Origin of the sequence: Leptospira vanthielii serovar Holland str. Waz Holland = ATCC 700522, from assembly GCF_000332455.1 — a bacterium.
In the GTDB taxonomy this organism is placed as follows: domain Bacteria; phylum Spirochaetota; class Leptospiria; order Leptospirales; family Leptospiraceae; genus Leptospira_A; species Leptospira_A vanthielii.
Map to the genome: position 1 here is coordinate 1 of NZ_AOGY02000077.1, position 23681 is coordinate 23681.

Consider the following 23681-nt stretch of genomic DNA (forward strand, 5'->3'; position numbering starts at 1 on the left):
CTTTTACCGAGAGGCGAACTAAAAAAGGAATTGCAAAGCTATCTACGCCGAAAGATGAAACCCTACAAAAAGTCGAAAAATACTGATAATAGAGGTAAAATACCAGACATGATAAGCATTGAAGAACGACCAAAATCAGTTGAAAAAAGATCAATTCCAGGACATTGGGAAGGTGATTTGATAATTGGAAAGAATCACAAAAGTGCAATTGGTACAATTGTAGAGAGAACTACTAGAAATGTTATACTGGTTCCTTTAACAAGCACAGATGCTGAGACCGTCAGAAAAAGTTTTGCCAAGGAACTAAAAAAAATGCCAACAGAGCTTAGACTTTCGATAACTTATGATCAAGGTAAAGAAATGAGTAACCATAAGCTATTTACAAAAGATACTCAAATGAAAGTATATTTTTGTCATCCGGGAAGTCCTTGGGAAAGGGGGACTTGTGAAAATACGAATATGCTAATAAGAGATTTCTTTCCTAAAAAAACTGACTTTAATGATATATCAAGAAAAGAACTGAAAAGAGTCCAAAAGCTTTTAAATGAGCGTCCAAGAAAAACGCTTGGCTGGAAAACTCCCGCGGAAAAAATAAAGGAAGTGTTGCGTTAAACTTTAGAATCTATCATATTAAAAATTATTGCAAATTGTCACTGTTTTTTTGTAAGGTGGTAAATTATCGAAATTTATTAAGCTGAATCAATATACTATATGAAAAAAATAATACAACTTCTTACTATCCTCCATATATTTACATATTGCAATTTAATTCCACCGGTGAAAGCCAGGTCTTCTCAATTTGCCTCTTATTTATTGGTTGCGTTAGGTGGCGTATCTACTTCTACCGAAGGAAATATATCTACGGGTATCATAACTCCAGATGGTGGTCAGTTATTTGCCAATGACGGTAGTTTTATTTTGGATATTCCCTCTGGTGCTCTATCTGAAACTAGCCAAATTACAATTACAAAAGATGTATCTCCTGTTGGTAATATACCTGAAGGGTTTTCTAAAAGAACAAATATTCTAAAGTTTGAGCCTAAAGGACTAGTTTTTAAAAGGCCAGCTCGACTAACCATAAGTTATGATCAAGGTGAAATGACTGAAGCAGGTTTTGAAGAGAAAAGCATTAATTTTTATTATATTAAGGATGATTCAACATTAGAAAAGATGAAACTTGTTTCGGTTGATTATGCCCAAAATAGAATGATTGTTGAAGTTGAACATTTTTCGTTTGGTGTAGGACTCTCGATACAAGTATTTCTAGTAAATAGTAGTTTCATAACAAATCCAGTTGTTGTCTTAAATATTGCTAATAATGTAATAGCAGAACTATCTAGTTTTGCATCGGAAGGATATGGAAGTGTGAGTGAATACTTTCAGGCACATTTATCGATACTTGGCCCATTTTTAAATCAGTTGGTAGCAATTCTCGGCTACGATCCTGTCAGTCTTGCATTTCCGAATGCAGATTTTAACGGGAATGGTATTCCCAATAGTGAGGATCCATATGTTCAATCTACTGGACCAGTTATTAATTTGATTTCAGCTGGATCAGCCTTTATAAGTGCTAATCTTGTTGCAGTAAATTCTACCCAATTTGTCTGGCAGTCATCAAAATCTGGTACATTTACAATTCGTGCAGGGGCAACTAATTGTTCAACTGGTATTGTTGTTGCGTCTGGTTCTGTTTCAGCTGGAGTTAACAATACTTTTGGGCCAATCTATGCATCCAATGTATCACTAGGTACAACATCCTATCGTGTTTGTGTAGTTAATTCAGGAGTCACTGGAGCATATGTACATTCACTAACTCGAGATGATTCGAACCCAACGGTCTCCTTTAATCCGGCAGGAGGAAGTTTCGGTACAGTTCAAAATGTTGCACTAAATTGTGGTGATTCGGGAGGAGCTGGATGTCTTGCAGTTGCATATTCAACTGACGGTACAACACCTGCATTTACTTCATCATGTTCTGTTTCTGCGGGAATTTTATATTCATCTCCAATTGTCACACCAGATACAAACACCACTACGATTCGATTCAAATCATGTGATGGAGCTGGAAATATATCCTCGTTAGATACCCAAACTTATACTGTAGATTCAATATTGCCGACAATTACTATAAATTCAGTCTCTCCAAATTATGTGATCAAGGCATCGGTAGATGCCGATATCAATTGGAAATCCAGTCGAAGTGGAAATTATTCGGTTAGATTAGGAGCGAATTGTATTTCTGGAACGTTAGCACATGGTACAAATGTTAGTGGAGAAATCATTGCAGACAGTCCAATGCAAACAGTCTTGTTAGCTGACGGTCAATTTCAAAATGGTCAAAATAATATTCATTTTTGCGTTAACAATCTGATTAATGAAATAGGTTCAACTTCGGTAATTTTGACGATTGATGGAATCAATCCATCCTTGGCTGTTACTCCCGAAAGTGGGATTTATGCAACCGCCCAAACAGTAGCTTCGACATGTTCTGACCTAAATTCTGGTTGTCAAAAATTAATTTATACGACAAATGGATCAGACCCTATTTTCGACAGTGCTGGCACTATTGTAAACGGGAATCTTTACACAGGAAGTTTGCTAACGCCTAATAATGCTTCCACAACATATAAATTTCAGGCGAGAGATATTGCTGGGAATCTATCCTCGGTCGTTGCAGTAACCTATGCTATTGGTACGGTTCCACCAACTTCCCTAAGCTATTCTACATCTTCTGCAACGTATACTGCCAATGTTACAATTCCACCAAATAATCCCAGTATAACAGGATCAGGCATCACTTTTACAATATCACCTGATCTTCCAATAGGCTTAACTTTAAATCCTGTTACAGGGATCATTTCAGGTACACCGACCGTTCAGCAAAGCGCTACGCATTATACGATCACAGCATCAAATGTTGGGGGTTTAATAGCTGCAACGATTTCTATTACTGTTACACCTCCTTCCGTTCCTGGATTAGGAACCTTTTCTATAAGGGAAATCTCTACATACCATCCTCATGAAGTAATTCCATATGGAACTTCAGCTGCATTAGATATCTTGAATTCAAAATTTCTGATTGTATCACAACATAATGTAAATGCAGAAAAACTTGCAATTTTTCGCTGTAACTTAGATGGAACTAATTGTAGTTATCTAGACATCTCATCAGGACAGGAACAAAATCTAGGTCAAAATCCAACTGCTTTGATAGATACAATTAATTCTAAGCTCCTAATTATAACTATATCAAATACTTATAAACCATCCCTTGTTCGATGCAATTTGGATGGATCAAATTGTGTTTTCACCGATATCTCAGCTGAGCAGGGAGATTATTCTGCAAAGAACTCATTTCCTTTAGGTGCTACAATAGATTATGCAAATGCAAAGCTATTAGTTGTCTCGAGTAATCAAAATAATACGAATAAACCTGCTCTATTTAGATGTAATTTGGATGGATCCGATTGCGTTTATCGAGATATTTCTGCTGGAAAAGGAACTGGTTCTGATGCAAAAATTGTTATCGATCATTTAAATTCGAAACTTTTGGTTGTAACTTCTTATGGATTAGGAAGTAGACCCGGACTTTTTCGTTGCGATATGGACGGATCAAATTGTGTATTTGCAGATGTTTCAGCAGGGGCACCTAATACTCAACCTGGTTACAATCCAGGTAGAAATCCAATACCTATTATAGATTCAATTAATTCCAAGCTACTATTTATTGCTCGAGATGATTGGGATATGAAAACTAAAGTTTTCCGTTGTAATTTAGATGGTTCAAGCTGTACATTTTTGAATCTATCTAATTTATTTGGTGTAAGTGGAAGTAGTAGCGCGGGATCAGTTTTAATAGACACTGAAAATTCTAAAATATTAGTAACTCATGGCTCCAAACCTCATTTATTCCGTTGCAATTTAGATTTAACTGGGTGTACAATCAAAGATAGTTCTGCTGGATATAGCACATTATTTGGAACTTTTTATTCCGTTATTACTCCTGATTCAAAACTTAAGTTATTAAGTCTAACAAGTATAGCAAATCGCGCGCAAATTGTATTAACCAGTGAATAGTCATCATATATAAAAGATTTTAAAGTATATATTTCAAGGTTTAAAGTAATAATCATAATATTGAATATCAAAAAAATTCTTCTTTTAGCATCAACCAAATCACCGGTGAGCTCACTTCCATGGGGACAGTGAATCCTGGTGGGGCACAATGGAATTTAACGTTTCTATAAATTTAAGAATCCATTGAAAGGACTGTGATTCAGTTTTTGAATTATCTTTTTTAAGTTTTGGGCAACTCCAAAGCATCCATCCCAATCTTTAATTCCGAAAACCATTGGATGAACCTTTCTACATCAGGACCTTGGAATACGGAACCATGTTGGGGACAAAGCATATCCGGTTTGAGATTAGAGATTCGTTCACACCAAGCGAGTTTTGCCTGTTCCGAAGCCATCCAACGTTTGTGAAATTTTTCCATAAACCGAATGTGTTTATCAAAATCTTTTACAATCAAATCAGTTTCATCGACAGGAAGTAAGGCGGCTCCGATATCTCCACTGAACAATATTTTTGCCTTGGGATCCCAGAGGTTTAAATTACCCGCACTATGTAAAAAATGGGCGGGGATGGATCTAAGTTTAATGTTTTGGTGAATGATTTCCATTCCTTCATCAGGCATAGGAATGTAGGTTTCTGCATTCCCTCCAAAGTGAGGTAAAAAACCTGTCCAAAGCCAACTCACATAACAACGAATCGACGGATTAACTTCCAACCATAAAGAAATAGAGGAAACAATATCTGGATCTTGGTGGGAGGCAAAAATATTTTTAATTTGCGAAGCAGGAAATACTTCTACCAGAGCCGAAAATACTTCAGGGAAAATTTCACTTCCCCCCGGATCTGTGAGTAGCCCCATTCCATCAGATTCAATCAAGTATTCATTGGTATCAATGAGCCAATTGGGTTTGGCTGGATCTCTTGCAATCACTGACCATTTGTGGTCATTATCCGAATAGATAGTTTGTATTTTTTTCATTGTTTACCAGAGTTTTGCAAGATAACGATAGGAAGATTCTATGATATTTAAAGCTCCATCAAAACTTTCTGCAACTGCTAAAAATAATTTTTGGTTTTCTACGATGGTCGCCGATTCAATACGAGTTTGTAAAGAAACCGTACGGCCCTCCAAACATAACTTAGTCGAACTTTTAACTATGTTGTGTATGGAATTAAACTCTTTTTTTAACTGCGAATCTAACATTTCCTTTTCTTTTTTACGGAAGTGCAAACTAGACTCAATATTTTTATAATGACTAGGATCAACTTTTCTTTCATTACAAGTTTCCACTGCTATTTGTAACAGATGATAAACCTTGGCAATTTTTTGCATTTCACTCGCCATCTTAATCACGATATTGATTGCATTGGTTAACCTTTCATTCACTTCCTGAATTTTGTGATTAAAATGAATGATCTCTGCTGATACAACACCATAACTTGCGGCAAAAGCCCCCGAGTTTGCAGAAAGAATCTGTGCATTCAGAGCCCGAATTCTTAAACTATAAAGTAATATTTTTAGTTTTAAAATCTCTTCATTGGTAAAAATGATCTTTCGAAAAAAATCTTTTGTCTCTTCGTCAGCCATAGGGGAACCTAACAGGAATTTCAAATATCTAGAACTCAATCAACAGATCATTTATCAGACGAATTGTCAAGAAGAGATACGAATATCAAATTTTGGAAAATTACCAATAAAATGGGTCTAAAAAGTCGAATCGGTGGTCAAGAGAGGAGTATTGTGAGAATTCGGGCGCCTCGCATTGCATTCCATTTACCGGTTGGACATTTGAACCGACCGGGCTTTCCGTTCCAATCTTCGCTTTCGCTTCGATTTCCACTTCAATCCCTTGCGCGTGGATTTTTTAAATCATAGTATATGTTAGGTGAAAGTGTTGGCTGCGTTTGGTTATTGGTCTTTTATCCATTCCTTAAAATCTTCTCCATTGTTTTCCCTTTTGCTAATTCATCCACAAGTTTGTCCAAGTATCTGACTTGCCTAGTGATCGGATTTTGAATTTCCTCGATGCGATACCCACAGATCATTCCTTTGATGAGGTCTGCATTTTTATTTAATTTAGCTTTCTCAAAGAATGTTTGGAAAGTTACTTTCATCTCAATTAATTCTTTTATCTTCTTATCATCAAATGAGGTTAACCATTCAATTACTTGGTTAAGTTCTTTTTTTGTTCTACCTTTCTTTTCGATTTTAGTAACGTAAAGAGGGTAAACAGAGGCAAAAGTCATTTGAGCCATTCTTTGATTGTGTTCTGCGGTTGGTTCCATGGTGATTCACTTCTTTTGTATTGATTAAAAAATAAAGGAATGAGTATTTATAATGTTATTTGGGACTAACAGCAAGTAAATTTTAGAATACTTACTTTGTAAATTTGCAGTAATCCCGATATTGCGAGCAACGAAGTAAAATTCAAGAGTAGGTTAGTTTATCACGAATTATATACTTTTATTGAGTCCATACGCAAGTTTGAAGAGTGCCTTTGTCACCAAGCTTTAACCGGATTGTAACCAATTGTAAGAAATATACATTGTATCATTGTCGCTTTAGTTTTTACTCAAAGCAAGGTCTTGTGTATCATTATGGATTTTAGTATTTTTTATTTTGTATTAGTATTAATGATTTTTTTGGCGATCTTCGATTTGATCGTAGGAGTTGCTAACGATGCAGTCAATTTTACAAATTCGGCAGTTGGTTCGAGAGTAACTTCAAAAAAAAACATTCTAATCATTGCTGCGGTTGGTGTACTTTTGGGTGCGGTCAGTTCCAGTGGAATGATGGAAGTCGCACGAAAAGGAATTTTTAAACCTGAGTTATTCACCCTCGGTGCACTTGTTTACATCTTTCTGTCGGTAATGATCACAGATGTTTTATTATTGGACTTTTATAATACCTTCGGTTTGCCCACTTCTACAACTGTATCACTTGTTTTTGAACTTTTGGGAGCATCACTCGTGATGGCTTATTTGACGAAACCGGTAGGAGTGGATGCTTTTTCTTATATAAATTCAGAGAGTGCCATCAAAATTATTTCAGGCATTTTTATGAGTGTGATGATTGCTTTTGTGGTTGGTATCGTTGTACAATCGCTGTTGCGTATTATATTTTCATTTCAAATCGAGAAAACTATCGGTATTTTTGGTGGTCCTTTCGCTTCATTTAGTTCCTCAGTTCTTATTTTTTTTATCATCATATCAGCGTTAAAGGGTTCTAATCTAATCGATAAAGAATTGGTTGTTTTTATCGAATCAAATTTATTGTTACTTTTTTCTATAGTATTTTTGGCACTGTTGGTGTTCTTCCAAATTTTGATTTGGTTTCAAATCAACGTATTTAAAATTATAATTTTGTTTGGAACCTTTGCCCTGGCGATGGCATTTGCGAGCAATGATTTAGTCAATTTTGTTGGTGTTCCCTTGGCGAGTATCAATGTAGTGCAATTAATCTTCGAATCCGGCAATCCAATGGACTTAGGTGTGGCTTTGAGTGGTAAAGTACAAACTCCACAAGTTTTTCTTTTGGTCTCAGCTGTAATTATGATTGCGACTTTAATATTCTCAAAAAAAGCCACTTCAGTGACTAAAACTGAAATTTCACTCGCCAGCGAAAAAACAGAAATAGAGTTATTTTCATCTAATCAAGTATCTCGACGAATTGTTAAAATTTTTTTAGAAGTGTGGGGCTTTTTTAAAAACTACACACCTAGTTTTTTTACTTCATTTTTAAAATCAAGATACACAAAAGTGACAGGTAAAAATAACAAAACAGAATCTTTTGACTTACTTCGTGCTAGCGTAAATGTAACAGCTTCCAGTTTATTAATTCTAACGGGAACACTTTACAAATTACCACTCTCAACTACGTTTGTTACATTTATGGTCGCAATGGGCACTTCTCTTGCTGATAGAGCTTGGGTTCGTTACAATGCTGTCAACCGTGTGAGTGGTGTTCTCACTGTGATCGGTGGTTGGTTTTTAACTGCAATGGTTACAACTATTTTAAGTGGTTTGATCGCATTTTCTTTTTATACTTTTGGTTTTTATGCCTTCATTTTTTTATTGCCGATATCCTTCTTTTTGTTTGTTTCCTTCAATAAAATTCACGAACTACGTGTTAAACTAAGTGATGAATTTAGTTTGCCTTTGGACTACATCAATTCAAATCCTAAATTAGCAATTCGTTATATTTTTGAACATCTAATGGAGAATATACAAGATACAGAAACAATTTTGAGTTCGATTATCAAATCATTAACAACTGGAAAAAAATCACATCAAAAAGGTTCTGGAAATCAATTGGAGAGACTTAGTTATCTGTATGGTGCTTACATGGTTGGCATTGCCGAAGTTGACAGTAGTGATTTTGACCAAGCAGAAATTATCCAATCTTACAACTTAGAGAGTTCCATTCACAACTTCAGAAAACTAATCAACAATACTCTTTCCATTCGTAAAAATGTTTTATACAAGATAGACTTTCAATTTTCTGCTTTAAACGCAGAAGAAAAGGAAGACTTAAAAGAGATTAAAAATTTTATCCAATCTATTTTCGAAGAAATTCATTCGCTAGTCAAAAAAAGGAAACGAAATGATTCCAAAATAAAAGGTTTCAGAAAGGAATTTTCAGTCCTTAAATTTAAAACTCATAGAAAACAAATCAAAAGATTAAAAGCAAAAACAGCGCAAATGGCTGGCCTCGTTCCCTTTTTAACCATTGTGGAAGAACTTTTTGACTTTAGTCATCACCTAATTGAATTATATAATAACGTGGATCGTATATTACCATTAATGGAGGAGAACTAATAGGTTGTATGCAATCACATCCGTATATGAAATTAATTTTAAAAATTTACTCTGTGTAGAGCAATAGATTCATTTCTAAAATCTTTTTAGTGAACCTATTATAGATTTACTTGGGGAAGTGCTTTTTTTGACGATAATATCTATCCCAGTACATTAGCTTTAAAATGAAGATATTAAAATTCCATTTAATTACCAATTGGAGTTCGAATTTTTAAACAAACCGAGTAATTAACATTGTAAGTTTTATTATCCTTCATTTCAGAAAATCTGCTATATATAACGAAATCATTTTAACATTTCTCGACCCAATTTATCCAATAAAATATAATCTATGGTGAAATTCCTTAAATAATATCGTCGAGTTATATTGGAGATTTTGCCCTATGTCATCTGTTACTGGTAACTATTTGGAAAAAGGAAGTATGATAGCGAACACGATTCGTATTTCTTTTGCGGTTGTGATGTTATCTATCAATGTTTTCTTTATGGTCGCCATTCCCACAACCGAACGAACAATGAGCCTCATACTTTCCTTTTTAGAGTTTGTGGTTTTATCGTATGGTGTTAGTACTTTCTGGCTGTACAAAAAGCAAAAATTTTATTTAAAATTTGCCTACATCTCCATTTTACTCGATATCATCATCTACTCAAGTGTTTTTGCCATTGTAGTCATTATGTCCAAAACACCGGCAGAAAAGGTCGCAATTGCAACATTACCATTTGTAATGTTGGTTCTTTTATTCGTCGTTATTTATTCAGGGTTTCTTTTGTCGTACCGACTAACAATGGCAGTTGGATATATTGCAATTTCTAGTTTACTGCTATATGTTTTTTTAGGAGTAAAAGGAGGTGCAGAAATCAAATTTATTGCAACTGCGGCAAATCAATTTGGGATTCCATTTATAGGAATCAATACAATCGCTTTGATATGCGGTGTTCATATGATGAGTGCAGTAGTAAAATTTATGTCGAATTCGAGTAATGAGGCAACAAAATCTGCTGAAGATGCAAGACAAAAATCAGAATCAGCAAATCTTACAAAACAAAACATCCAGTCGGAAGCAGAGAAATTGAATAAAAGTGTCCAAGAAATGTTAAAATTCATGGATTCATTAAATTCTGAAATCCAAACACAAGTTTCCAGTGTCGAGGAAATCAGCGCATCCATGGAAGAACTTGCAGCATCCATGGACAGTGCCAGCGATTTTGTTAAATCACAGTTTACAAGAATTGATGACTTAAACCAAGAAAGTTCAGTGATGGATAAAATTTTGTCTGAGGTTTACACATCAACGATCAATTTAGCACAAACCACAGATGAGTCCAAACAATATAGTGTTCAAGTTACAACTGCTATGGATTCGGTAAGCTCCAATTTTGAAGAAATCAAAGAAAGTTTTCAAAAAGTGGAAGAAGTTAACCAGATTCTAAGAGACATTGCTGACCGAACCAACTTACTGGCATTAAATGCTTCAATCGAAGCGGCTAGAGCAGGTGAACATGGAAGAGGGTTTGCCGTAGTAGCTCAAGAAGTGGCTAAACTTGCAGATAGCGCACAGGAAAATGCTTCCTTAATTTCAAAAATTATTACGCAAGCAGCCAAACAGATTGTAAGTGGAAATACTGCAGCCTTCGAAACGAAAGAAAAAATGGGAATCCAAGACAAGAGTTTTAGCATTCTCGTTTCAAATTTATCTGATTTAAAGATTAAAGTTGAAAAACAAACATCCATTCATAAATCTTTTTTAAATTCATTCCAGGAATTGTTCTCACTATCCAAACAATTGGAAGTTTTGGCATCGGAACAAAAAACGGGAACACAGGAAATGTCGAGGGCACTTGTATCGATCGAACAATCAGCTTCTTCGCTTGCATCCAATACTTCCCACTTGCGTGACAATGTAGATGGACTTTCAAAACAATCAGAACGATTGGCAAAACACATTTAATATTGGATTAACCTGTATTAATTTACGTTCGCGTTTGTTTTTGAGATAACGCTGTAGTGATGTTACTGCTACTATATGTTGTGTTCTTAATTATGCTTTCCCCCGCACCCCGAATAGAAGCGGAAATCCTTTCTTTGCGTAGGCTTACGGGGAAGATGCGGCGATGGAAGTGCCATAGGAAAGTGCTACAAAGACACCGTTTCCATAGGTAAGAGTATACCAAAAAGTCGTGTTCGGTAACGTGCGTGCCGTCCAATTGATGCCGTCAGTGGAGGTTGCCGCCTTTGAGGTGTTATAGGCAGCTGTAACAAAGACACCATTTCCAAAGGTAACAGAATACCAATTTGCCGAGCTAGGTAACGTTCGCTGTGTCCAATTGATACCATCAGGGGAAGTTGCAGCAATATTGCTGCTATCAGCAATAACCACAAAGACGCCATTCCCGTAAGTAACCGACTGCCAAGAAGAAGTGCTGGGTAAAGTTCGCTGAGTCCAGTTAATGCCGTCGGGTGATGTTGCCGCTATGTTGTTACCATAAACGATAGCAACATAGAGTCCGTTCCCGTAAGTAACAGCCCACCAAGTATCAGTAGTTGGCAAAGTTCGCTGAGTCCAGTTAATGCCATCGGGTGATGTCGCGGCCCTTGTGCTGGAAATATCAATGGCAACAAAAAGACCATTCCCGAAGGTAACCGATTGCCATCCGACTGCAGGAGCAGGTAAGGTTCCTTGTGTCCAAGTGATGCCATCGGGCGAAGTCGCTGCAATGGTACTGCTGCTACTAGCTACCGCCACAAAGATTCCGTTCCCAAAGGTGATAGAAATCCACCAGGCACCCACTGGCATGGTACGTTGTGTCCAGGTGATTCCATCTGGTGACGTTGCTGCCGTTGTGCTTCCGACTCCATCAGCAACTGCCACAAAGACACCATTCCCGTATGCAACGGAAGCCCAATTTCCCGTTGGTATCGTTCTTGCTGTCCAAGTGCTTCCATCCGAACCCAAAAAAGGAGAATTGACTAACTTCGAGTAATTGATTCCGCAATGAGAAGATGGATCACGTAAACTGAATTTTAAAAGTATGGTGGAAATATTTGTTTTACTATGTGGATCACAAATATTTTCCATTGGAGTTTGTTTACAGGAATTGGATAAAAATAAACAGACGATTGCAAAAAATAGAAAGAAAAGTTTTTTACACTGTTGCTTCAAGATCAAATTAAGGAAAAGAGTTGTGCTTAAAATAATTTTCATTTTATGATATCTACCGTTGTTCCAAACAATCTGGTAAACCAGGGGGTATACCTTGTCAATAAACTCTTTTTTAGGACTATAGGAGAAGAGGAATTATCTATCTAAATCACATCATATGAATGATAATAATGTAATGATAATACAATCAAAAAAATTAATAATTATTGAATTCCAAAAAAAAATGGATGCAAACATATGTTTGGTTTGACGGTACTAAATTTTTTCTATACTAGTTTATGATTTTAAAAAACTTTTAGTATCTTATCAATCTCTTCGTTTTGTATGTACCAACGAATTGACTCTCCCTTTTTAAAAACGATGGAAGGCGAAATTCCGAAGATTTCCCGGAACACATTGGTAAAGTGAGCTTGGTCGTAAAAGCCTGCACTCAGGGCCGCATCGGCAAGCTTTGCCCCTTGTTTGAGTGCGATCACTGCAGTTTTGATTCGAAACCACTTACGAAAAGCCCGAATAGGGAGACCAACCACGTTCTTAAATTCGTGTTGTAGCCAAGACTCAGACATTCCGATTTCACTTGCAAGTTCTTCGACATTTACAGTTTCTTCAGGGCTCTCTATGAGTATACGTAAAACATGGATTAGACGATCATTGTCTTGTATTTTTTTGGCAGGTGTCAGTCGATTAAAGGGAAAGGAACTGCTTAGAATATCAGGATATTTTTCCGGGTTTGCGGTCCGAATTTCAAAACAAGTAGCAATCAATTCCGGAGCCCAAGTGGGATTTGAGGAAAGTCCTTTGGGGCCTGCCTCCCTTGTTAGAATCTCGCCGATTTCACTTCCGGGATCCGCAAACAAAATTCCGACAGGTCCGTTAAGAACTGTTTCGTGACTCAATGTTCCATCAAAAACAAAACAACGAGAACTCATCCACTGCCCGTTCCCTTTAACACGTTTTTTGATTTCCGTATTAAGGCCTACTACCGTTGCAGAGGTAACAGTCGAATGAAACGCAAGATACGGCAATTGGCCGACGAAGAGCACAGCACCTCGAAGGGCACAGATTACGGTCTGCATCTGCTCATGTTAAATGAAAAACCAGTCAAACACAATCGAAAACTTTGACTGGCTCAATGGATGGAAACAAAAAAAATCAACGCGGTTCTGCGATCACATATTTGTATTTTGCTTGGGCTGCTCTTTTATTTTCTTCGTTAAAAAAATCGCAGACATATTCCAAAAGTTTTCCGTTCTTTTGAACGAGTCTTGCTTTGGCGTAAACGGTTTCCGTCCGAACGGGGCGAAGGTATCGTATCGATGCGTCCATCGTGAAAGTTCTTTCCTTTTCATTTTCCACATGGAAGAACGCCATGATGGATGTGAGCGTATCACCAACAGTAAAGAAACAACCTCCGTGCATAAATCCGTGAAGGGCTCTGTTGTTTTGAGAGTAGGGAATGTCGGCTTCGGAAATTTCTGCGGTGAGATTCAAAACTTTCATATTCGTCGCACCTGGATGGCATTGGTCGATTAGATTCTGAGCCTGTTCCACCAAAGTAGAGTTTTCCTTTAAAGTAAAAATGTCCAATGGCACATTATGATATAATAATTCTAGGACCGTCATTTTTCCCCCTTTTATTAGGAGAAGAGTAACATGTTGCCACGTAAGAGTCTTGGAAAAACCTGCAGATATTGATTTTCTTTCTGAACCGCTAATCAAATGTCAGGGGATTTTTTTGCTAAAATCTAAATCTTGTCTCCTATATTTGTTTAGCATTTTGATTGCAATACAATTATTATGAAATAATTTCTTTCCAATCTCCGCGAGCCTCCGATTTTTTGATTGTATCGAAGTTTCTTAAGTAAGAAAATGCAAGTGTGCTAAGATAGGATTCTAATAGTTAAACTTATGAGAATTAAAATACAATTTTATAGTCTATGCCTCTTCTGCTTTCTTGATTGTCAACCACCGGATCTATGCAATGCTGCTGATACTACAAGTACATGCGGAATCTTACAATCGACTTTACAAAATCCTAATACGGCAAATTTGCCGAGTGTTCCTCACTGCTCTATTTGTAGAATGTTTGTTACAGCATTGCCTTATAATGCAAATCTGGGCGGGATTGTTGGTGCTGATAACAAATGTTCAACGGCTTCTAATAAACCTTCCTCTGGTACATATAAAGCATTGATAGTGGATGACGTCAATCGCAGAGCCTGTACAAGTGTTAACTGCACTTCTGGTGGGGTAACAGAACAGATCGACTGGGTATTGGCACCAAATACCACGTATGTGCAAGCAATCGATACATCCAAAACTATTTTCATATCCAATGCCAATGGGGTAAATACCAATAACTTAACGGACGTAATTTCGCCAGCATCGACGGGAATTTGGACAGGTATCAGAAACAATCCCTCTTGGGATTGGCTAACCTATTCCGGATTTACATGTTCGTCATGGACCGATGGTGTCACTACTACTTGCGGTTCCTATGGGGTTACTTCGTGGACTGATAGCCGTTCGATCTCTATCTATACCGTTACTGCGGGCGGACCTACTCAATACAATTTACTCTGTGTGGAACAGTAGGGTGGTCTAATTGATATGCCTCCACTTTCCTTTCCATCGTTTCCCGTTGGGGAAACAACCTATACTTCCTTACCCAATTCATTTTTCCAATCCACCAAACCCACTCCCGTTTCTTCTCCCAAAGTATTATTTTGGAACGATGTTTTAGCACTTGAGTTTCAATTTTCGCATTGGAAAAAGGAGGCGGAAGCCACCGCTCATTTTTTTTCTGGGACAAATCTTCCGGAAGGCATCCAACCATTTGCACAAGCCTATGCCGGACATCAGTTTGGACACTTTACAATGTTAGGCGATGGTCGAACGATTGTGATGGGCGAATTCAAAAACCGAAGTGGGGAACGATTTGATTTCCAATGGAAAGGATCAGGAAGGACCAAGTATTCGAGAAATGGTGATGGTCGTGCCACCCTCAGTGCTATGGTGCGAGAGTATATCATGAGTGAGGCGATGGTTGGCTTACAGATTCCAACAACTCGAAGTTTGGCTGTGGTGAAAACGGGAGAGGCCGTTTTACGAGAAGACCCCCAGGAAGGAGCCGTTTTGACTCGGGTGGCAAAAAGCCATATTCGAGTGGGAACATTTGAATATGCGTATCAAACTTTATCCTTGGAAGAATTGGAAGTTTTATTTCAATACACTGCCAATCGGCATGCTCCAGAAGTTTTGCAAACAGACAATCCAGCACTAACATTTTTGGAGTTTGTGATGAAGCGCCAAGTAACCCTTGTCACAAATTGGATGCGAGTTGGATTTATCCATGGTGTGATGAATACCGACAATATGAGTATTGCCGGAGAAACCATCGACTATGGTCCCTGTGCCTTTATGAATGGATTCTCCGCAAAACGTGTGTTTAGTTCCATTGATGCCAATGGGCGTTATGCATTTTCCAATCAAGTGGGGATTGCCCAGTGGAACCTTGCTTGTTTAACTAATTCCCTCCTCCCTCTCATAAACTCGAATCAGGAGACTGCTATTGAGTTGGCAAAAGCAAAACTGAACGAATTGGAAACTTGGTTCCAAAAAAGTTACATACAAATGTTAGGTGAAAAGATTGGGTTTCCCAACCTAACAGAAAAAGATTTACCCTTACTCCAAAACCTTTATCAGTGGATGCAAGACACCGAAGCCGATTTTACCAATACATTTCTGGTATTGGAGGGAGTCTATACACCAAAAGATTCGATTTATAATGATAGTCGATGGAAAGATTGGGTGAAGGTTTGGATGGAGGAAAAAAAGAAACAAGGGATCCGCGAAGAGGATGCGATCTCACTCATGCAAAAAACCAATCCAAGTTTGGTTCCCAGAAATCATCTCGTGGAAATCGCACTTGCGAATGTAAACCAAGGTCTTTCAAGTGTTGCCGAACAACTCATCGAAAGGAGTTTGGCCCCTTACAAACGTGAATTAGGTTATGACTACTCAGAAGAAGTCCCTACTGGTGGAGATGGCAATTACAGAACGTTTTGTGGCACTTAGTGGCGAATTGAAAAGTTATCAAAGTGCCACTTCCTCACAGATTTGTTTCAATAAGAATGTATAACTGTCAGATCAATCCTACAGAATATGCAATTAGAAATTGGGCTGTGTAATACAGTGGCAGACCGATAGCCCTGTTCAGAAATTCTTTTTGTACGAACCGATGCCGTGCCACAAAGATATCAGACACATAGAATAAAATTGCGCCAACTAACACTAAATAACGACCAGTGGTGCCTATTGCAAAATGATTCCACAATGAAGCAGCTCCAATCACCATCGCTGTGATGATGATGATATATCCCAAAACAGGTCCTCGCATATTCCCAAGATTTGCCTGTAGTCGCATATAAATGACGACACTCGTAAGTATGCAGACTGCTCCTATTGCTATCATGACCCATCCCAGCTCGCCCAAATGAGAAAAGGCTATGGTGTACATGATGTGACCTGCGAGAAATGCACCAAGGCCTGCTGTAAAAACCTTTTTATGAAAGAAAAAAATCAGGCAGATATCTCCGATAAAACTTAGAACCAAACCAACAAGGATGAGATAATGGTAAGTTGAATATTGATGGATTTGGAGAAACGCAGTGATTACAAAAAGAGATGATAAAAGTGGTTTCACACATAACAGACCTTTTATAGATTCTTTTTTTTCAAAGAAAAGGAGGATTACAAGGAGTGGGAGTGCTGAAATTAAAATGAGAGATTGATTCATGAAGAGACGTCCTTTGCCAATGGATAGGATCTTAACACTGAAATCAATAGAATGCAAATTTTTTTGATATTGGTTTTCGGTGGTGGGAGCTAGATTTGCCTCTAGTATGTTTGAGAATTCTGACCTGCTCCCCATTTTGCTCCGGTCAAGTGACACATTTGGTATCTTGTGATTCCAGTACCAAATTCAAAGGTGCCACCTAACACATCTAGTTTTCTTTATTCCTTCAGTTATAATATTGAACTGTTGTGAACCGGTGTCATTTACTTCCCCAAAATACATTTTCAGCTTCTTGGTCTTCGGAAAAAAGCCAGACTTCTTTAATTTGTCCATTCTGAATTTTTAACAGGTCAACTCCTGCCATTGCTATAAAAAAAGGTATACCTGTTTTTTGGGGCACCTCGCAATCGTTAGTTTAAGTTTGATTATATTCGGTATGCGACCGGGCTTTTCGTTCCGATCGTTTCTTCTTTTTATCAATCACGAGATGGATCAGTGAAGTTCAAGAATAGACCTACTTTTTCGCGGGAACCTGCTTTGCAGCAGTGGCCGCATCTTTTTTCCCTTTGGCAATAGCACTCTTTGCGTTTTTCTGCGATGTCTGTTTTGTTTTCGTTTTCGGATTTTTGTCGCCCATTTGGTCTCCTGACTCATCGGTCCGGGGCTTTGGTGGCCGCGCCGTAACTACAACCGAGAGGGAATCATCGATAACATCGGTTGTAAACAAGAAAACGCAAATGTGACACCCGTCGCCGTATGAACGCTCAAGGCCGGCAATGGCGTTATGGAAATGAAAAAATCTGCAGCTTCGGTACCACGAAGAACATCTGTTAGCGAAAGCGTTTCCTCATGTGGGCACCTCGCAATCAAAAGTTTTATATTGATTTAAGTTTGAAAGCGACCGGGCTTTCCGTTCCAATCTTTTCGCATACGCGAAAAGGATTTTCACTCCAATCCCTGGTGCGGGGTGGAATTTGGGAGTAATATAACTACTGATTGTTGAATAATTTCCTGAAATCTTCGGATTCTAGATAGAAAGTGAAATTTTCAGAGGCTTTATTGAGAGAATATTCGTCCAAATCCAAATTGCCTTGAAGAGTGTTTTTTGTGATGACCCCAGATGTATCCTTTGGATAAATCGTTCCCCTGCCTTTAACGATTCAGGACTTGCATTTTTTAGAATGTTGGTCATATAGAAATGTCATGACAAAGTTCGACTGTTCTCAAGCGCTAAAATCTTTTGTCACTTTGCATCCTTCTTTATTTCTAATTTTTTTATATCTTCTTCCAATTCTTTCAGACTTTCTTCTTTCTCTTTCTTTTTTTGAGTGAGCCTATATTTTTCATATTCTTCTTCTGATTTTTTTAATGCCATTTCATGACTGATTCTACCGGCATGGGTCAGAAGTTCTCTACCATTCAATTGTAGAATTGCATCGAGCCTTGCGATCCAATCTTTCATATACATGGGAACTCTTTGTTGTGCCATAGTTTCGGCAAAGGCAAGGTATTGTTCAACAAGGAGCCCGAGCAATTTGATTTCGTCTTCATGTAAATAGTTCTTCGCAACGATTACATCGGATTTTCGAATCGAGTTGGGATTTTTCTTATCTAAAGAAACCATACCCAAAAAAGGAGTTTCCGAATTTACTCGCTTGAACACTAGTTCGGCGGCGGTCTGTTCACTGATCGCCCATAAAAGTTTGTTTTGTACTACTTTAAAAAACTCTATAGATTTTTCATCTCTGGGGTCATAGTCAATGCTAGTCGTATAAATATCTTTGATTTTCTGGTAAAAGAATCGTTCCGAAAGACGAATCTCTCGAAGGCGTTCCTGCAATTCGTTGAAGTAATTCATGGAATTGCCTTTTTTGAACCTCTCGTCGTTCAAAGCAAAGCCCTTGGTGATGTATTCTTTTAGCCTTTGGGTCGCCCAGATTCGAAACTGTGTGCCCTGTGGAGATTTGACACGGTATCCTACAGATATGATGACATCCAGGTTGTAGTGCTCTAATTCACGCTCGACTTGGCGATTTCCCTCATTCTGAACTGTTCGGAATTTCCGAACAGTTGCCTCTGGTTCCAATTCACCTTCCTCAAAAACATTTTTGGTATGTTCGCTGATGGTAGATTTGGATTTCTGAAAGAGTTCACAAATCTGTGCTTGGGTTAACCAAACGGTCTCGTCTTCCAGGCGGACATCGATTTGGATATCACCTGTTTGGTTTTGGTAGATTAAGAATTCGCTATTCATTGTATTTATTCCTGTTTCTACAAATTTGTGGAAACCCTTTAATTATCCCGTTGTCTTTATCGGTTTTCACACAATAGCGTTCGATGATCCTATCCTGGCCAGATTTCAACATCAAGGAATTCGCATTCATTGTTTGGTTTCCTGATTTCTTAATGTGTAAATAGGCCATTTCATAAAAAAATCTTTGTCACTATCAGAAAGTTTGGAGAATTCTAAATCAAATTCGCGAAAAGACTCTAAAAGAATTAAACAACAACAAATTAAGGACGTATTCTGGTTGTTTTGTTTTAATTTTTGAATAAGACTATACTCAGAATGCTTTAATTTTCTTACCCTTTTTATAATTTGAAAAAGGTTAATTAATTTGATTACCCTTTCTTCTTCTAAAAAATCTGATTTTTTTTTAAATCGCAATATTTTAAAAGCCAATACAAGAAATCGTGGATCTTTAACTTTATCATAAACTAAAATACATCGGAGAGCAAAATTTTGGTAATGAGTATATATTTTTGAAATGAATTTACTTTTTAAATCACTTGTGACTTGCTCAAAGTCTTGAGAAATATATTGAACTAAATTATCGTTCAGTGCAAGAAAACGACTGCAGGGAAATTCTTCGGTCTCTATTCTTATTCTGAACAGATCTAATGTTTCAGGTAACTCATTAAAAAAGTTTGTAATTTTATAATTTCTATTGTGTATTCGATGGGCAAAAATAATTACTTTTTGCCCCAGAAAAGAGTATTTTTGAATAAAATAATCAGGAGCGGATTTAATAGCATCTCCATTGTCGTTGAAGATATATTTGTTGAGTATCTCTATTTTTTCGTAATCATTGTCTATTGCAGTAAGAGAAGTCCTTACTTTTCCTAAACGAAAGTAATCTATTATTTTTTTGATTTCCTTAAGTATTTGGATATCGCTATCGATAGTTTCATTCGGTCGAGATGCGTTTACTGGAAAAGTTTGATTATTGATAGAAAGCTCTCCATTTTCTCTTACACTTTTCAAAAACAAGAAAGCTTCGAATATTTCTGTAAAGTCTGTAACAAGTTTTTTAGAGAGTTGGAATTCCAACTTGTTTTCTTTTTGAAATAAGTTTAAGATGCTGTTTAACGCTAGGAACTTTTCCTTTTTGGAATTCATTCCCCATTGTATTATGTTAAAAAAATTTTTTCCATTTACGCTGACTTGGATATCAGTTTCATGAATAACTTCAGAAAATTGAATTAATACTGGGATTCTGTTTCCTTGTTTTTCCTCGAGATAAACGTAACAATTTTTGGAGAAGAAGGCACTAATAGGATTTTCACCGCGAGTCAATGTGCTTTGAACTAGAATACGTTCGGATCCTGTCATGACTTTTGGTAAATCATAAAGAAAATGATCAGAGTCCATTTGATATTTCTTATGCTTTAGATAGTTGTCACAAAGCAATTCAAAATGTTGTAGGCTGTTGATACGATCTAACTGAACGGTCACGGTTTTTACATCTTTTTTCGCATCCCCTTTAATTTTCAGAATATCTAGTGGTAAAAGGTTCCTAGCGAAAATTTCAAATTTGAATTTGTTCTCATAAATAACTTTGATAAATAAAACACCACCCTCTTTCTTATAAATATCCAATTCAAGCATACTGATTGAGTGGCTAGGTTTGCTCTTTTTCGTTTTTTCTTCACCTTTAACTTGAACTGAGATTGAACCCATAATATTGGAATTTGAATTTTTATTTCCTTGATAGAGGAGTATACTTCCATCGAATACAGGGGTTTTATCGTTTTCTTTTAGGAAAGTCTTAAGGATCGGACTGTCGATCAGAAAGTGATTCAGGAAGGTTACTGCTTCTTCGCTCACACCGCCCCTTCCACAATCTCTTCTTCATTAAACCAATAAAGTGCGCCTCTATGATCTGTTAGTTCTTTTAATTTGATTAAATTTTGATTCATAAAAATGCCAAAGCTCGTATTTCTTATCCTATAACAATATTAGTGTACCATAAACCTAGGACAATTTACAAAGTCTAACGAGGATTCGATTGGGGAAAAGGAGAAAAATTAGAAAGTGACGGGAATATTTTCGATTCTAATTTCCTATAAAAACAAATTAGATTTTTTGCAAATTTCTTTTTTCTATTTTTCTGTCCCAGTGAGTATTTGATATAGTGCAACGTTGATATAGTAGTTTGATCTTCCTATTTTTTCTTTTTTTAAGAATTTTCCGTCGGCCAGCGCATCTAAATATTTAGTCGCAGTGAGTCTGGATACTTGTAAATCGTTTTCTAAAAATTCAATTTTTGTATAAGGGTGGCTGAATAGATTATTGATTAAGTCCTGGCTATAAAACTTAAAATTTGCACGTATTTGGTGTTTGTAATCCAAAAATGCTTTTTTGATTTCTTGTATGGTTGTAATTGTTTCGCCGGCCGTTGATTCAACTGCCTCTAGGATATACAAAATCCATTCTTCCCATACCTGTTTGTCTCTGACTTCTTGCAGAAGTCTATAATATTCCGATTTGGTTCGAACAATATGTCGCGATAAATAAAGTAATGGATTGTCGAGTAATCCTTGTTTCACGAGATACAATACATTGATGATCCTACCTGTCCTTCCGTTACCATCATAGAACGGGTGTATACTTTCAAATTGGTGATGGATGAGTGCCATTTTAATCAATGGATCAATCATCAAACTTGTATCATCATTCATCAAAGTTTCCAATGTTGACATTTGAGTTTCGATTTCTTTGGGATCTTGGGGTGGAGTATAGATTATATTTCCAAATGAATCCTTCAAGGTGGTTCCTGCTTGTTTTCTAAATCCAGCAAGATTTAGTTCCAGGTGTGAATGGATTTGAAGGATTGTACCCATCGTAAGTAGCTGATGTTTTTTGACTAAATCAAATCCAACTTTTAAAGCTTGTCTGTAGTTTAATACTTCTTTGGCAGAAACATTGGATAAACCTAGAGTTAATGATTCTTCTTTAAATATTTCATCATGTGTTGTGATGATATTTTCTATCTCCGAACTATCTTTTGCTTCTTGTAATCCGAGTGTATTGATTAAAATGTTTTGATTGGGAATCGAAGCAGCAACTCCTTTGAGTTCTGCTAACATTCGACTAGCAGTTGCTAGTTTTTTTAAAATCGTCGGGGTTTCCAAAGATTCGATAGGGATATCCTTTAAGGACATAAGATTCATACGTTTGGTTCAACCTACTGGATGATACATATAGATTCCTACTATTTTCTATACATATCAACCCAATATGTATAAAAAATCGCATTTTCTATACATATCGTCGTCCCAATGGGCTGAAAGTGTAGTTTTTTAACTCAATCCAATCCCCCGCGCCCCGGATAGAAGCGGAAATCCTTTGCGTAAGCAAAGATTGGAGCGGATAGCCGGAGATGTGCGCCCAAAAAAAAAGGGAACCAAAGGCTCCCTTTTTTCACATAACCATGTAACCTAAGTTTAACGGATTCCTGGTTTGATGTATTTCAATTCATCCAAGTATCTTCCGGTTCCGAGCACCACACAAGTCAGTGGGTTTTCGGCACGGAAAACCGGAACTCCTGTTTCTTTGGTGAGGTAGTGTTCGAGACCGCGAAGGAGGCAACCACCACCTGTGAGGACGATACCACGTTCTACGATGTCGGCGGCAAGTTCTGGAGGAGTGCGTTCCAAAACGGATTTGATCCCGTCTAGGATTTCGTCTGTTGGTTCTTTGAGGGCTTTACGGATTTCGTTTGAGTCGAGTTCGAGGGTGCGTGGGAGTCCTGAGATGGCGTCACGGCCTTTCACTTCCATCGTGTCGACACGTTTGTCAGCGAAAGCGTTACCGATCGTGAGTTTGATGTCCTCGGCAGTTCTTTCTCCGACAACTAGGTTGTATTGGTTACGGAGGTATTTGACAATGGCTTCGTCAAATTCGTCCCCACCTGTGCGGATGGATTCAGCGATTACCATACCACCAAGAGAGATCACAGCGATTTCTGTGGTTCCCCCGCCGATATCAACGATCATGTTTCCAGCAGGTTCATGGATCGGGATGTTGGCACCGATCGCAGCAGCGAGTGCTTCTTCGATGAGGAAAATTTCGCGGGCTCCGGCTTGTTCTGCGGATTCCCGAACGGCACGTCTTTCTACTTCGGTAATTCCAGAAGGAACTCCGATGACGATCCGCGGTTTTACAAATGTAGTGCGGTTGTGAACTTTAGCGATGAAGTAACGAATCATCTTTTCTACAGTTTCGAAGTCGGCGATGACCCCGTCTTTCATGGGGCGAATGGCAACGATATCACCAGGAGTTCTTCCTAGCATTCGTTTGGCCTCTTGGCCAACGGCAAGGACCCGACCCGTAGAGGCCTGGACTGCCACGACCGACGGTTCGGATAGGACGATTCCTTGTCCTTTCACATGTACGAGCGTGTTCGCGGTTCCCAAATCGATTCCCATATCGTTCGAGAAAAGTCCATAGAGGTTATCAAATATCATATCAGATCCTGGTGAAAGAAGTACGAAAGGGGGAATTTCAGGTGGGTTAACACCAAAATAATATAATTCTACCCGTTCCC

The 23681-nt window shown here is 37.7% G+C and carries 19 protein-coding genes; 6 read left to right on the forward strand and 13 right to left on the reverse strand.

Annotation, left to right across the window (positions count from 1 at the left end):
* On the forward strand, window positions 1–612 hold a 612-nt coding region (locus LEP1GSC199_RS18865), incomplete at its 5' end, for an IS30 family transposase (protein WP_002990941.1).
* 99 nt (window positions 613–711) lie between these two features.
* Window positions 712–4077: a chitobiase/beta-hexosaminidase C-terminal domain-containing protein gene (locus tag LEP1GSC199_RS18870; protein WP_002990835.1), complete on the forward strand. Its 3366-nt coding sequence runs from the start codon at window positions 712–714 to the stop codon at window positions 4075–4077.
* A gap of 220 nt (window positions 4078–4297) precedes the next feature.
* On the opposite strand, the gene LEP1GSC199_RS18875 is transcribed toward LEP1GSC199_RS18870, so the two are convergent.
* From LEP1GSC199_RS18875 to LEP1GSC199_RS18885, 3 genes are all read right to left on the reverse strand, one after another.
* Window positions 4298–5053, reverse strand: coding sequence for an oxygen-binding di-iron domain-containing protein (locus tag LEP1GSC199_RS18875; protein WP_002990874.1), 756 nt, complete (start codon window positions 5051–5053; stop codon window positions 4298–4300).
* Window positions 5054–5056: 3 nt separating this feature from the next.
* Window positions 5057–5662: a hypothetical protein gene (locus LEP1GSC199_RS18880; RefSeq protein WP_002991028.1), complete on the reverse strand. Its 606-nt coding sequence runs from the start codon at window positions 5660–5662 to the stop codon at window positions 5057–5059.
* Window positions 5663–5994: 332 nt separating this feature from the next.
* Window positions 5995–6360 carry a DUF2200 domain-containing protein gene (locus LEP1GSC199_RS18885; protein ID WP_002990613.1) on the reverse strand — a complete coding sequence of 122 codons (366 nt, stop codon included), beginning with the start codon at window positions 6358–6360 and terminating at the stop codon, window positions 5995–5997.
* A 312-nt stretch (window positions 6361–6672) separates the two neighbouring features.
* Between LEP1GSC199_RS18885 and LEP1GSC199_RS18890 the strand changes: the two genes are divergently transcribed.
* Window positions 6673–8892, forward strand: coding sequence for an inorganic phosphate transporter (locus tag LEP1GSC199_RS18890; RefSeq protein WP_002990839.1), 2220 nt, complete (start codon window positions 6673–6675; stop codon window positions 8890–8892).
* A 383-nt stretch (window positions 8893–9275) separates the two neighbouring features.
* Window positions 9276–10841, forward strand: coding sequence for a methyl-accepting chemotaxis protein (locus LEP1GSC199_RS18895; RefSeq protein WP_002990880.1), 1566 nt, complete (start codon window positions 9276–9278; stop codon window positions 10839–10841).
* A 144-nt stretch (window positions 10842–10985) separates the two neighbouring features.
* Here the strand turns inward: LEP1GSC199_RS18895 and LEP1GSC199_RS18900 are convergent, their stop codons facing one another.
* The 3 genes from LEP1GSC199_RS18900 to LEP1GSC199_RS18910 form a co-directional block, all read right to left on the reverse strand.
* Entirely contained in the window at window positions 10986–11969 is a 984-nt protein-coding gene (locus LEP1GSC199_RS18900; RefSeq protein WP_232420847.1) for a hypothetical protein, read from the reverse strand.
* A 368-nt stretch (window positions 11970–12337) separates the two neighbouring features.
* On the reverse strand, window positions 12338–13129 hold the full coding sequence (locus LEP1GSC199_RS18905; protein WP_051999793.1) for a helix-turn-helix domain-containing protein: 792 nt from the start codon (window positions 13127–13129) through the stop codon (window positions 12338–12340).
* Between the two features lie 76 nt (window positions 13130–13205).
* Window positions 13206–13676 carry a PaaI family thioesterase gene (locus tag LEP1GSC199_RS18910; protein ID WP_039927520.1) on the reverse strand — a complete coding sequence of 157 codons (471 nt, stop codon included), beginning with the start codon at window positions 13674–13676 and terminating at the stop codon, window positions 13206–13208.
* A gap of 459 nt (window positions 13677–14135) precedes the next feature.
* Here LEP1GSC199_RS18910 and LEP1GSC199_RS18915 point away from each other — a divergent pair, with 459 nt between their 5' ends.
* Both LEP1GSC199_RS18915 and LEP1GSC199_RS18920 read left to right on the forward strand, forming a co-directional pair.
* The gene (locus tag LEP1GSC199_RS18915) at window positions 14136–14648 is read left to right on the forward strand and encodes a DUF1554 domain-containing protein (RefSeq protein WP_232420848.1); all 513 of its coding nucleotides are present in this window, start codon (window positions 14136–14138) and stop codon (window positions 14646–14648) included.
* 15 nt (window positions 14649–14663) lie between these two features.
* Complete coding sequence (locus tag LEP1GSC199_RS18920) at window positions 14664–16130, forward strand: protein adenylyltransferase SelO (RefSeq protein ID WP_002990871.1); 1467 nt, start codon at window positions 14664–14666, stop codon at window positions 16128–16130.
* A 67-nt stretch (window positions 16131–16197) separates the two neighbouring features.
* Here LEP1GSC199_RS18920 and LEP1GSC199_RS18925 read toward each other — a convergent pair whose 3' ends face one another.
* From LEP1GSC199_RS18925 to LEP1GSC199_RS18945, 7 genes are all read right to left on the reverse strand, one after another.
* Complete coding sequence (locus LEP1GSC199_RS18925) at window positions 16198–16851, reverse strand: lysoplasmalogenase (RefSeq protein ID WP_039927522.1); 654 nt, start codon at window positions 16849–16851, stop codon at window positions 16198–16200.
* Between the two features lie 259 nt (window positions 16852–17110).
* Window positions 17111–17251 (reverse strand): hypothetical protein, encoded by a 141-nt coding sequence (locus LEP1GSC199_RS21370; protein WP_002991006.1) that lies wholly within the window; start codon window positions 17249–17251, stop codon window positions 17111–17113.
* 114 nt (window positions 17252–17365) lie between these two features.
* The gene (locus tag LEP1GSC199_RS22125) at window positions 17366–17488 is read right to left on the reverse strand and encodes a hypothetical protein (RefSeq protein WP_002990710.1); all 123 of its coding nucleotides are present in this window, start codon (window positions 17486–17488) and stop codon (window positions 17366–17368) included.
* Between the two features lie 606 nt (window positions 17489–18094).
* Window positions 18095–19105 carry a virulence RhuM family protein gene (locus LEP1GSC199_RS18930; protein WP_002991047.1) on the reverse strand — a complete coding sequence of 337 codons (1011 nt, stop codon included), beginning with the start codon at window positions 19103–19105 and terminating at the stop codon, window positions 18095–18097.
* A gap of 126 nt (window positions 19106–19231) precedes the next feature.
* Entirely contained in the window at window positions 19232–20959 is a 1728-nt protein-coding gene (locus LEP1GSC199_RS18935) for a hypothetical protein (RefSeq protein ID WP_002990731.1), read from the reverse strand.
* Window positions 20960–21234: 275 nt separating this feature from the next.
* Window positions 21235–22305, reverse strand: coding sequence for a Fic family protein (locus LEP1GSC199_RS18940; protein ID WP_002990652.1), 1071 nt, complete (start codon window positions 22303–22305; stop codon window positions 21235–21237).
* Between the two features lie 273 nt (window positions 22306–22578).
* Window positions 22579–23601, reverse strand: a complete 1023-nt coding sequence (locus tag LEP1GSC199_RS18945) for a rod shape-determining protein (RefSeq protein WP_002972591.1) — start codon at window positions 23599–23601, stop codon at window positions 22579–22581.
* Between the last annotated feature and the right edge of the window lie 80 nt (window positions 23602–23681).